This window comes from uncultured Phenylobacterium sp. (assembly GCF_902826855.1).
In the GTDB taxonomy this organism is placed as follows: domain Bacteria; phylum Pseudomonadota; class Alphaproteobacteria; order Caulobacterales; family Caulobacteraceae; genus Phenylobacterium.
In genome coordinates, this window is the sequence record NZ_CADEGK010000139.1 from 1 (window position 1) to 12683 (window position 12683).

8 protein-coding genes are annotated in these 12683 nt (G+C 68.0%); 7 read left to right on the forward strand and 1 reads right to left on the reverse strand.

Features of this window, described 5'->3' with window-relative positions:
- A partial coding sequence (locus tag QZV94_RS17305; RefSeq protein ID WP_293679421.1) for a nucleoside-diphosphate sugar epimerase/dehydratase occupies positions 1-1864 on the forward strand: 1864 nt, incomplete at its 5' end.
- 50 nt (positions 1865-1914) lie between these two features.
- On the opposite strand, the gene QZV94_RS17310 is transcribed toward QZV94_RS17305, so the two are convergent.
- Positions 1915-3765, reverse strand: a complete 1851-nt coding sequence (locus QZV94_RS17310; protein WP_293679423.1) for a phosphoenolpyruvate carboxykinase (GTP) — start codon at positions 3763-3765, stop codon at positions 1915-1917.
- 507 nt (positions 3766-4272) lie between these two features.
- On the opposite strand from QZV94_RS17310, the gene QZV94_RS17315 reads away from it, so the two are divergent.
- The 6 genes from QZV94_RS17315 to QZV94_RS17340 all read left to right on the forward strand — a co-directional run bounded on the left by QZV94_RS17315 (position 4273) and on the right by QZV94_RS17340 (position 12603).
- A complete protein-coding gene (locus QZV94_RS17315; RefSeq protein ID WP_293679435.1) occupies positions 4273-4809 on the forward strand; it encodes an RNA polymerase sigma factor in 537 nt (178 codons plus the stop codon).
- 103 nt (positions 4810-4912) lie between these two features.
- Positions 4913-5902, forward strand: coding sequence for a FecR family protein (locus tag QZV94_RS17320; protein WP_293679425.1), 990 nt, complete (start codon positions 4913-4915; stop codon positions 5900-5902).
- Between the two features lie 72 nt (positions 5903-5974).
- The gene (locus QZV94_RS17325; RefSeq protein WP_293679427.1) at positions 5975-8389 is read left to right on the forward strand and encodes a TonB-dependent receptor; all 2415 of its coding nucleotides are present in this window, start codon (positions 5975-5977) and stop codon (positions 8387-8389) included.
- 89 nt (positions 8390-8478) lie between these two features.
- Positions 8479-9303 carry a glycosyltransferase family 2 protein gene (locus QZV94_RS17330; RefSeq protein ID WP_293679429.1) on the forward strand — a complete coding sequence of 275 codons (825 nt, stop codon included), beginning with the start codon at positions 8479-8481 and terminating at the stop codon, positions 9301-9303.
- Positions 9304-9360: 57 nt separating this feature from the next.
- Positions 9361-10368: an NAD-dependent epimerase gene (locus QZV94_RS17335; protein WP_293679431.1), complete on the forward strand. Its 1008-nt coding sequence runs from the start codon at positions 9361-9363 to the stop codon at positions 10366-10368.
- Positions 10369-10683: 315 nt separating this feature from the next.
- On the forward strand, positions 10684-12603 hold the full coding sequence (locus QZV94_RS17340) for a right-handed parallel beta-helix repeat-containing protein (protein ID WP_293679433.1): 1920 nt from the start codon (positions 10684-10686) through the stop codon (positions 12601-12603).
- Positions 12604-12683 lie beyond the last annotated feature (80 nt).

Below are 12683 nucleotides of genomic sequence, written 5' to 3' on the forward strand. Positions count from 1 at the left end.
CTTCGTCGCACCGACCCAGCCGGAACTCGGCTTCGGCCAGGCCGGCGCGCTGGGGTTCGTCCAGCTCACCGCCCTCTACGCGGCGATCGCCGGCATCTTCGCGCTCATCTTCCGCCGCGAGCTGTCGCCATGGCGCTACGTGTCCATTCCCGACGCGCTGGTGCTGGCCCGGTCCTCCCTGCTGACGGTCGGCGTCTTCCTGCTGGCGGTGTTCGTGCTGGACCGCGCCGAAGGCCTGCCGCGCTCGACCTTGGTAATGGCCCCGCTGTTCCAGATGGTGGCCTGCATGGGCGTGCGGATCCTGCGCCGTGCCCTGCACGAGCACGCCTTGGAGAGCTTTTCGCCGCTGAAGACCATCATCGCCGACCGCACCCCCTCGACCTCGCTGCTGCTGATCGGGCCTCCGTCCCTGGCGGACACCTATCTTCGTGAAGTGGCCCGCAGCCACGATCGCTCCTTCACGCCCGTGGGCATCGTGGGCACCGACCGACGCGACGTGGGCTCCCAGGTCAGGGGGGTCTGCATCATCGAGGCCCTGGACCGCCTGCCGGAGGCGTTGGCGGATCTGCGCCGCTGGAACCGCTATCCGCGCGCCATCCTGTTCCTTGAGGAGCCCGCCAAGCTCAAGGGCCTCACCGCCGCTCTCCTCGGCCAGTTGAAGAACGACGGCATCCGCCTGCTGCGCCTGCCATCGATCGTCGAGCTGCCGCAGCACGAGGGCCTGACCCTCATGCCCGTGCGCGACATCCGCATCGAAGAGCTTCTGGCGCGCGAGCCAATCGAGCTGGACCGCGGCGCCGTGGGCAGACTCATCCAGGGCCAGCGGGTCCTGGTCACCGGCGCCGGCGGCTCCATCGGCTCCGAGCTCTGCCGCCAGGTCGCCGCCTTCGGTTGCGGCCAGCTGATCCTGCTCGACTACTCCGAAACCGCGCTGTTCGAGATCGAACGCGAGATGCGCGAGACCTTTCCTCACATCGGCCTGAAGTCGGTGCTGTGCGACGTCCGCAGCGCCCAGCGCATCACCGCGGCCTTCGAGCGCGAGAAGCCGGATCTGGTCTTCCACGCCGCGGCGCTCAAGCACGTCTCCATGGTCGAGCGTCACCCCACCGAAGGCGTGCTCACCAATGTCATCGGCACCTGGAACGTCTGCGAGGCGGCCAAGGCTGCCGGCGCCGGGCAGATGGTGCTCATTTCCACCGACAAGGCGGTCGACCCCACCAACGTCATGGGCGCGACGAAGCGCATGGCGGAGGCGGTCATCCAGGCCCAGCAGACCACCAACGAGAGCGACACGCGGTTCTCCGCCGTCCGCTTCGGCAACGTGTTGGGCTCTTCCGGATCGGTGGTGCCGATCTTCAAGTCGCAGATCGAGCGCGGCGGGCCGGTAACCGTGACCCACCCGGAGATGACCCGGTTCTTCATGACCATTCCCGAGGCCGCCCAACTGGTGCTGCACGCCACGGCGACCTGCCACGAGGACGCGCGGCGGGATTCGCGCCTGTTCCTGCTGGAGATGGGCGAGCCCGTGTCGATCATGGACCTGGCCCGCCAGATGATCGCCTTGTCCGGCGGCGTGCCCGGCCGCGACATCGAGATCGAGATCGTGGGCCTGCGCCCGGGAGAGAAGCTGACCGAGGCCCTGATCGACGAGACCGAGACATCTATGCCCGCGGCCCCCAAGGTGCTTGAGGTGATCTCCAACTCCGCCCTGCGGGTGACCCCGGGCCATCTGCAGGAGCTCGCCGCCATCGTCGAGACCGGCAGCGTCGAGGACGTCCGCAAGGCGCTCTTCGACCTGGTGAGCCAGGTCCGCGGCGAGAAGCCCGGCGTGGCCCCGAACCTGCGGGTGGTCGCGGGCGGTTAGGCGCGATCTCGTCGCCTCCCCGCTATGCAGGGAGGCAGGAATTCAGGCTGTCACTCCGCCGCTACCACGCGCGCGGATTGGCCCGCCGCTTCGAGCCGCTGAAGCAGGGCGCGGTACTCCTCCCAGAGCCCGTCGGGCAGGTGGTCGCCGAAGCCCTCGTAGAACTCCGGGATCAGCGCGGCTTCCTTCGTCCAGATGGCTGGATCAACAGTGAGCAGAAGGTTGAGCGCCGCTTCCGAGAGGTCGAGGCCGGAGGTGTCGAGGCTGGCGCGGGTCGGCACCCGGCCGATCGGCGTGTCGGTGGCCTCGGCGTTCCCGTCCAGGCGCTCCACGATCCACTTCAGCACGCGGATGTTCTCGCCGTAGCCGGGCCAAACGAATTTGCCGCGCTCGTCCTTCCGGAACCAGTTCACGAAATAGATCTGCGGAAGCTTCGCGCCGGCCTTCTCGCCCATCTTCAGCCAGTGGCCGAAATAGTCGCCCATGTTGTAGCCGCAGAAGGGCAACATCGCGAAGGGGTCGCGCCGCACGGCCCCGATGGCGTTCTCGGCCGCCGCTGTGCCTTCGGAGGCCACATTGGAGGCCATGAACACCCCGTGACGCCAGTCGCGGGCCTCGGTCACCAGCGGCACCGCGGTCGCGCGGCGGCCGCCGAACAGGATGGCGGAGATCGGCACGCCGGCCGGGTCTTCCCACTCCGGCGCGATCACCGGGGTCTGGGACGCCGGCACGGTGAAGCGGGCGTTCGGATGGGCGGCCGGGCCGTCGCTCTGCGGCGTCCAGTCGTTGCCGCGCCAGTCGATCAGATGCGCCGGCGCCTCGGGCGTCAGGCCTTCCCACCACACGTCGCCGTCGTCGGTCAGCGCCACGTTGGTGAAGATCGAGTTGCCCCACAGGGCGTCGATGGCGTTCCTGTTGGTCTCGATCCCGGTGCCCGGCGCCACGCCGAAGAAGCCCGCCTCGGGGTTCACGGCATAGAGCCGGCCGTCGTCGCCGAAGCGCATCCAGCAGATGTCGTCGCCGATCGTCTCGGCCTTCCAGCCGGCCAAGGTCGGCTGCAGCATCGCCATGTTGGTCTTGCCGCAGGCGCTCGGGAAGGCGGCGGCGATGAACTTCACCACGCCCTGCGGCGAAGTGAGTTTCAGGATCAGCATGTGCTCGGCAAACCAGCCCTCGTCGCGGGCCATGACCGAGGCGATCCGAAGCGCGAAGCACTTCTTGCCCAGCAGCGCGTTGCCGCCGTAGCCGGAGCCGTATGACCAGATCTCCCGGCTTTCCGGGAAGTGGACGATGTACTTGATCTCGTTGCAGGGCCACGGAACGTCCTGCGCGCCGTCGAGCAGCGGCATGCCCACGGAATGCACGGCCGGCACGAAGAACCCGTCCTCGCCCAGTTGATCGAGGGCCGCCTGGCCCATCCGCGTCATGATCCGCATGGATACGGCCACGTAGGCGCTGTCGGTGATCTCGACGCCGATCGAGGAGATCTTCGAGCCCAGAGGCCCCATGCAGAACGGCACGACATACATCGTGCGGCCGCGCATCACGCCGCGGAACAGGTCCTTCAGGTCGGAACGCATTTCCGTGGGGTCGAGCCAGTTGTTGGTCGGACCGGCGTCCTCGGGCTTCTCAGAGCAGATGAACGTGCGGCTCTCGACCCGGGCTACGTCCCGCGGATCTGACGCGGCGTAGAACGAGTTGGGTCGCTTCTCAGGATTGAGCCGTTTCAAGGTGCCGGCCGCCACCAACTCGGCGGTCAGTCGGTCCCACTCGCCCTGCGATCCGTCGCACCAGACCACGCGGTCTGGTTGCGTGAGGGCGGCGATCCGGCTTACCCAATCCAGGAGCTTGGCGTGTTTGGTCGGCGCGGGTTCCAGTCCCGGCGCGGTCTTCAGGCTCATAGACGACGACTCCTCGAACCCCATTTTGGCACAACGTACGTGGCCGCGCGCCATATCACCCTGACGAAACTCATAGAGACTGAAAATCCGTCTGCATACCGCGGGCCAACGCGGAGGCGCTGCATCTGGCTCCACAATGGTGCCTGAGCTGTGGAAACGGCCGCTCCTGCCGCCGATATGGGCCACCCGGCACGATCCAGCCCCTGAAGCGCGAATCACCTTGCTGCGGATGGACGTGCGGGCCGCTCCCCCGCGGCCCGCACGCCGCGACGCCTGTCCCCATGGTGATGGCGGCCGCCAGCGGCGCCAACCGCCCTGCAGGCGTCTTAGGCCTAGACGCCGCCGGATCGCCCCTCCCCCCGCCTGAACCGGCGAAGTTGGCGCAGCGGTCGGAATGAGGCATTTGTGGTTCAGGTTTCATTGGCGCGCGCCCATGCCTGACGTCCACCCCATCCGCTCGACGAGGACCGGCCCGATCCGAGGCGTGGGGACCGGCGCGTGAGTTTCATGGCCGAGACCGGCGGCCGTCCGGGCCCGACCGATCCCCTGCTCGAGATCTATCTTGAGCGCCGGCCGAACCTGGTCCGCTATTTCGCGGCTCGCACGGGCTCACTCGCTGCGGCGGAGGACCTGGCGCAGGAACTCTACCTGAAGATCGCCACCCGCGACCTGGCGGTCACCACCGAGAACCCCGTGGCCCTGATCTATCGCATCGCCACCAACGTGATGCTGGACCGCGCTCGCGGCGAGGCGCGCGCGGTGGCCCGCGACACGGCCTGGCGGCAAGTCGCCCACGTCGCCCTCGGCGGCGAGGATGTGGCCGGCGAAGCACCGGCCGACGAGGCTGTGGCGTCGCGCCAGCGCCTGCGCGCGCTGGTCGAGGCGGTCGCGGAGTTGCCGCCGCAGATGCAGCGGGCCTTCCGTCTGCACAAGCTGGAGGGGCTGAGCCACGCCGAGACGGCCCGGGTGATGCGGATTTCCGTGAAGTCGGTCGAGAAGCACATTTCGGCGGCGTTGAAGTCGCTCACAGCGAGACTCGCTTGATGAGGCTCTACCACAAATTGCAGCCCGGGACGGGGGGGCCGGGGTCTTCGGCGACGTCTAAGCCAGCAACGGGCCGCCGCAGCCGGCGGCTTGGGGTCGGAGCATGAGCACCATCTGGCGATTTGGCGACGATGCGCGGCGCGCGAGCGCCGCAGCATGGGTCGTGCGGCTCGAGGCCGGGGACCTCGCGGAGCCCGAGGCCGTGGCCTTCGACGCCTGGCTCTGCGCTTCGTCCGACAATGCCGCCGCCTTCGACGCTGCCCTGGCGACGTCTCACGTCTATGCCGCGAGCGCTGCCCCCGCCGCCCGCGCCCTCGCTGAGCGGCGCCCCGCCCAACGTCCGGTCGGACGCCGCGCCATCGTGGCGGTGGGCGCCGTGGCCGCCGCCGCCGCCGTGGCGGTGATCGTGGCCCCGCAACTGGCCGGACCGGCCGCCACCGAGACCTACAGCACAGGCAACGGCCAGCGGCGCACGGTCAGGCTGGCCGATGGGTCCACCATCGACTTGAACGCCGGCACCCGACTGTCGGTAACCCTCGGCCGTGATGCGCGCAGAGTGACCCTGGACGAGGGCCAGGCGGTGTTCGACGTCATCCACGACGAGCGCCGCCCGTTCGTCATCGCCGCCGGCGACCGCACGGTGACGGACGTGGGCACCCGATTCGACGTCCGCCGCCGCGACGGCAAGCTCTCGGTCACGGTGGCCCACGGCGCAGTCGAGGTGCGGCCCGCCGAGGGCGCGGCCGGGCCCGCCTACCGCCTGCACCCGGGCCAGCGGCTGGACCATGTCGAGGGCGGCGCCGGGAGCCAGGTCGCCGCGGTCGAGGCCGAGGATGTCCTGGGCTGGCGCTTCGGGCGGCTGGTTTATCGCGGACAACCGCTGAGCGAAGTGGTCGCCGACCTGAACCAGCAGTTCCCCTCCCCCATTCGCATCGAAGATCCTGCGCTCGCCGCCGCGCCGATCTCCGGTGTGCTGATCCTCGATGATCAGGACGCGGTAATCCGTCGCCTCGCCTTGCTCGTTCCCATAAGCGCGGTACGTTCCGACGCGGGCGTGGTCCTGCGGCGCGACGGCGCGCCGGGCGGCCGCTAATGAGGGCGAGACCCCATCGGAAGGCGGAGTTGGCCTCTGCGGACGCTGCTGAGCGGCGCGGCCCTCGCCTGCGTGGCGGGGCGCGCTGAGGCCGCTGACGCGCGCCTGCAGATCTCCATTCCGCCGAGATCGTATTCCGACGCGCTGATCGACCTGGGCGTCCAGGCCAACGTCTCCATCCTCGGCACCGCCAGCTGCGGCCCTGGCGGCCGCACCGAACTGCGTGGCCGCTACACGCTGGACCAGGCGCTGGCGCGGCTGTTGGGCGGCGCGCCCTGCCGCTACCGCATCGTCGATTCGCGAACAGTGCGGATCTCCGCCCATGCCGCCCCCGCCGTCGCGACACCCGCCCGCGAACCGGCGCTCACCACGGCCTTGGTCACCGAGGTGGTGGTCACCGCCACCAAACGCCCCGCCACCATGGACAGCCTGCCGGCAGGCGTCAGCGCGATCTCCCGCGAGCAGCTGTCGAACGCCGGCGCCATCGAGGTTGGCCAGACGGTGGGTCAGCTGGCGGGCGTCCTGACCACCAACCTGGGCCCGGGGCGGGACAAGCTGCTGATCCGCGGACTGTCGGACGGCGCATTTACCGGGCGCGCCCGCTCGACCGTCTCGACCTACCTCGACGACGCGCCGATCAACTACAATGCCCCCGACCCGGACCTGCGGCTCGTGGACGTGGACCGCATCGAGGTGGTGCGCGGACCCCAGGGCGCGCTCTACGGTTCGGGCGCGCTCGCCGGCATCTACCGCATCGTGACCCGCAAACCGAACCTGGCGACGGCTGAGTTCGGGGCGTCCGGCTCGGTCTCCACCACAGACGGCGGCGACGAAAGCTACGAGATCGATGGCTACGTCAGTCTGCCGCTGATCCGCGACCGCGCCGCTATCCGCCTGGTGGCCTACGAGGACGTCCAGGGGGGCTACCTCGACGACACCAATCTGCAGATCACCAACGTCGACCAGACCCGGCGCAACGGCGGCCGGCTAGCCCTGAGGGTGAGGTTGAACGACGACTGGCGATTTGACGCTCTGGCGGCGACGCAGAACCTGCGCTCCGACGACACCCAGTACATTATCGTGGACGCGCCCGGCACAGGCAGGCGACCGCGCATGCCGATGCGCGACGAGCCGGGTGGCGGCGCGGCGCCCGGCGATCGCGCCAACAGCGTGCGCGAGACCCACAACAACGACTTCTCCTACGTGGGCGGCACGATCGCGGGAGAGTTCGGCTGGGGAAGCCTCTCTTCCTCGCTGAGCTACGTGCACCACGTCTTTTCGAGCCAGTACGACGCCTCCCGGGCCATCGGCGACATCTTCGCCGCCCCTGAGGAGGACCTCGGCGTCTACACGGAAGGTTCGCGCGCCGATATGCTGGTGCAGGATCTGGTCGTCCGTTCCAACGACGGCGGCCGGTTCGACTGGCTGGCGGGCATCTACGGGTCGCGGACGCGCGAGCGCAATCCCTCCAGCCTGGCCATCCTGTCAGCGGGGCCGGTGGTCAGCGCTCGCTACACCGAGGCGCGCAAGGATCGGCGGCGCGAGCTCGCAGTCTACGGCGAGGCCACCTACGAGCTGTCCGAGGGGCTCAGCGCCACCCTCGGCGGACGGCTGTTCGAAAGCCGCGTGCACACTACTGCCGACATCGACGTTGTGCTGGCGAACGCGGGGCCGCGGTCCTTCGACCGCTCCCGCACTTTCAACGGCTTCTCGCCTAAGCTTTCGCTGCAGAAGGCGTTCGGCAACGGCGACCTCGTCTACGCCCTGGTGACCGAGGGCTATCGGCCGGGCGGGTTCAACTCGTCTGGCTTCTTCGAAATCCGAGACAATCGCGCATTGTTCGCCGCCGACCGGCTGCGCAACTACGAGGTCGGCGCCAAGCTCAAGCGGTTCGACGGCCGCCTGGTGGTGCGCGCGGCCGCCTACTACGACGACTGGACCAACATCCAGACCGACCAGTACCGGCCTTCGGGGCTGTCCTACACGGCCAATGTCGGAGATGCGCGGATCCTGGGGCTGGAGGCCGAAGTGGCCTACGATTTCGCCTTCGGCTTTTCGCTGCAATTGAACGGCCTGATCTCGGATTCCAAGACCCGAAATCCCAATCCAGACTTCCCGCTCCTGGGCGCGGAGGTCGTCGCCGAACTGCCGGGTGTGCCCAAGAGCTCCGGCGGCGTCCTGGCCGTCTATCAACGTCCGTTGACGGACGCCCTGACCCTGCGCCTCGTTGGGCAGGTTCAGTACGTGGGGCGCGCAGATCTGGGCTTCGACACCAGCCGGTCGCCCCGCCAGAGCCGCTACCTGCGCGCCCGCCTTTCCGCCGAGGTCGCCAGCGACAGATGGCGGCTGACCGTCTTCGTCACCAATCCCACCAACAGTGAGAGCGACACCTTTGCCTACGGCAACCCGTTCACCTTCGGCCTCGTGCGCCAGGTGACGCCACAGCGGCCGCGCACTGTAGGCGCCCGGCTGGGCGCGACTTTCTGATCCAACCCGCGCTCGCGGTGGGGGGCAGTTCCCCACGGCGGCGTCTTACCTCGTGACGGGAACCCGTCGGGGGATGGGAGCGGGCGAGCGTGGTGCGGCTGTCGGCCTTCGTATGCGTGCAAAACCAGGACGCGCTGCTGGCGGCCTGCCTGCGCAAGCTGTCCTTCTGCGACGAGGTGGTGGTGGTCGCCGACCGCTGCACCGACCGTTCGCAGGAGATCGCGAGGCGCCACGGCGCCATCGTCATCGACGGCATCTTCCCGCTGGAGAGCCAGCGCAAAGCCGTAGGGGCTGAGGCCTGCACCGGAGACTGGATCCTTGAGGTCGAGGCCGAGGACATGGTCGACGCCGCGCTGGCCTGGGAGATCCGCGCGGTGCTGCAGCTGCGCCCGGCGGGCGACTGGTACGATCTGCCGATCGACAACTACGTGGGCGAGACGCTGGTCCGCGACGGCTGGGCCGGCGTTCTGAGCGCCCGCGCCGAGCCCAGGCTCTACAAGCGCGGCCTGAAGACCTGGACGCCCCGCCGCCTCAATGCTCCCGCAGTGATCGCCGGTCGGTTCGGGGGGGCCTTGAAGGGCGCGGTGCGTCGCACGCTGGCTCGCGATGTCGGGGCGCTGATGGAGCGGCTCGGCCAGCTCACCGCCCTTCATGCCGAAGACCTCGTGGACGCCGGCGGCCCGGCGAGCGTCGCCGCGGGCCTGGCCGCCGGGACGCTGAATTTCGTGCGCGCCTACGTGGGCCAAGGCGGATGGCGCGAGGGCCGCCTGGGCTTCCTCGTCGCGACGCTCGCGGCCCTGTTCCCGGTGCTGTCTCAGATGCGCGCCGGCGATGTGACAGCCGCCCGCAAAGCCGCCGTCACCGAAGCCGCCAAGTCGAGCGACCTGCGCGAAGTCGTGGGCATCGCGCGCTAGCATCCACGCGCGACGCCCGCTACGAAACGGACCCGCGTCCATTTCCCGAGGCACCTGTTGACGATCCTGGTCACCGGCTCCGCCGGTTTTATCGGCTTCCACCTGAGCCGCCGCCTGCTGGAGCGGGGCGAGGCCGTCGTCGGGCTCGACAACCTCAATCCCTACTACGACCCGACGCTGAAGGCCGCTCGTCTGGCGATCCTGGAGGGCCTTCCCGGCTACCGCCACGCCCGACTCGATCTGGAGGACCGCGACGGCGTCGCCGCGCTCTTCGCCGAGACCAGGCCCACGGCGGTGGTCAACCTCGCCGCCCAGGCCGGCGTCCGCTACAGCCTGGAGAGCCCGCGCACCTACGTGGACTCCAATGTCGTGGGCTTCCTGAACATCCTCGAGGCCTGTCGCACCCACCCGCCGGGGCACCTGCTCTTCGCCTCGACCAGCTCCATCTACGGCAACCACGCCAACATGCCGTTCAGCGTTCATGACGCGGCGCCCCACCCGATCACCCTCTATTCGGCGACCAAGGCCGCCAACGAGTCGATGGCCCACGCCTATGCCCACCTGTTCGGCATCCCGGCCACCGGCTTCCGCTTCTTCACCGTCTACGGACCGTGGGGGCGCCCGGACATGGCCCTCTTCAAATTCACCGACGCGATCCTCAAGGGCCAACCCATCGACGTCTACGGCGAGGGCAAGATGTCCCGCGACTTCACCTACGTGGACGACATCGTCGACGGCCTGGACGCCGCCCTCACCCGGCCGCCTGCCCCGAACCCTGCCTGGGACGCGGCGCAACCGGATCCGGCCACCAGTGCTGCCCCCTGGCGGGTGCTGAACCTGGCGGCCAACCGCAAGGTCGAGCTCCTGCGCTACATCCAGGTGCTCGAGGAAAAGCTGGGCCGGAAGGCTGTCCTCAACCTGATGCCCATGCAACTGGGCGACGTGCCCAGCACCGAAGCCGACACCGCCGAAACCCTCGCCGTGCTCGGCTACCAGCCGAAGGTCGACGTCGAGGAGGGCGTCGGCCGGTTTGTGGACTGGTACCGGGAGTACTACGGCGTCTGACCGGCCGCCTGGCAAGCACCCCTCCAGGCGCAGGTCTTTTTCGCCGGGCTGACAGAGCTCCGGCCTGTCGTCTTCGTGGTCAGACCGCCTTCAAGGCGACCGTCATGACCACTGGTGGCCGCGGCGACTCTGAGACCGGGCGGATCCGACGCACTTTTGCCGCATGACCTGCGACACGTAGCGTCCTTCGGATGACGGAAGCTATCGACCTATAGTTTCTGCGCAAGGCAGGTTACCTTCAACAAGCTTGGCCATAATTCGGGCGCCGAATTGGTCAATCACTGCCGCGCGCCTCATCCGATAGAGAAAACAGTCATGATCACAACCGTCAGCACGTCTGCGGCCCTAGTTAGTGCGCTTGGCACGGCACGATCTGGCGACACGATACTGCTAAAATCTGGTTTATATTCTCCCATTTCGCTCGCTAATCTGAATTTCTCGTCGAGCGTCACCATCGCGTCGGAGGCGGGCGGCGTCGCGGCCAAGCTCGCTGGCCTCAAGATTTCCAACTGCAGTGGCCTAGCGTTCCGTGACCTCGAGTTCGTCGTAAATCCGGCCGGTGGCACCAACCAGTTCCTGGTGTCGGGCAGCCAGAATATCCACCTCTCCGGCCTGGACGTGCACGGAACGCTCGACGGCAACCCACAGAACGACGCCGCCGGCCTCGAGCTCAAGTACAGCTCGAACATCACGATCACGGATTCGGAGTTCCACGAGCTTTACTATGCGCTGGGACACCGGGACATCTCCGGCCTCACCGTCATCGACAACACGTTCCACAACCTGAGGATGGACGGAATCCGCGGCGCCGGAACGTCGAACCTCGAGATCGCCTCGAACACCTTTCGGAACTTCCATCGGGCCGTGGGCGACCACTCGGACGCGATCCAATTTTGGAACTCTCCCACAGTTCCGTTCGTCTCCAAGCTTAACATTCACGACAACATTATCTTGCGGGACGACGGAACCCCTATGCAGGGAATCTTCCTGAATATCGACAATGGAACGCAATACTATCGCGACGTCAGCATCACGCAGAACCTTATTGTCGGCGCATCCTATAACGGTATCTCGGTCTGGGGCGCGACCAACCTCAAGGTGGAGGGCAACACCGTCGTCGGACTGAGCTACCAGAAGGCTTGGATCAGGATCGAGAACGTTGCGGGTGGGAGCTTGGCGCACAACAGCGCCAACACCGTGATCGTGTCCTCGAAAGTGACCGGGGTGGCGGTGTCAGACAACACGACCCTCCCCCTGGACACAGACAATGGCGCAGCAATCCTTGCGGCCTGGGTGCTCGACCAGGCGGCGACGGTCGTTGGCCAAATCGTAGGCGGTGGCGGCGCTGACACCCTCACCGGGACGGCGGGCATGGACACGCTGGTCGGCGGTGGTGGAGTCGATCGCCTGACAGGTGGCGCAGGCAACGACCTCTACGTGGCGGGCGCCGGCGCCAAGATCATCGAGTTGCTGGACGGTGGCGTCGATACGATCCGCACGTCGGTGTCGCACGTGCTCGGCGCCAATGTCGAGAACCTCGAACTGACTGGAGCCGCGAGCGCCGACGCCGGCGGCAACGAGCTGGACAACGTGCTGGTCGGCAATGTGGCGAACAACCGTCTCTTTGGTTGGGCCGGCAATGACGTGCTGGAAGGCGGAGCCGGCGATGACGTGCTCGACGGCGGCGACGGCGTCGACACCGCGTCCTACGAGCATGCGGCCGGCGGCGTCACCGTCAACCTGCTCACCGGCTGGTCCAAGACCTACGGCGCCGGGGCGGACACCTATCGCAACATCGAGAACGTCCGCGGATCCGCCTACAACGACATTCTCTCCGGCAACGCCGGCACGAACGTCCTCTCAGGTCATGAGGGCGCCGACCGGCTGATCGGCAACGGCGGCGCGGACACCATGACAGGTGGGACCGGCGCCGACATGTTCTTCTACACCGCCCTCAACGACAGCACCGCCGCCGCGCGCGACAAGATCGTCGACTTCAACCGCGCCGAGGGCGACATCATCCACCTCCGTGGCGTCGACGCCAACGCCAACCTCATCGGCGACCAGGCCTTCACCCTGGTCACCGCCTTCACGAAGGCGGCCGGGCAGCTGACAATCTCCTACCAGACCGACCACTACGCCGTCCAAGGCGACGTCAACGGCGATGGCGTCGCCGACTTTGCCATCAACGTGCACACCGGAAAGTCCCTGCTCGCCTCCGATTTCGTCTTGTAGCCACTCCCCCCCAGCCACGCGCCTGCGCCCCCTGCCCAGACCCCCGGCCCACCGCCGGCGGGTCTGCGAGCAGATGCGGC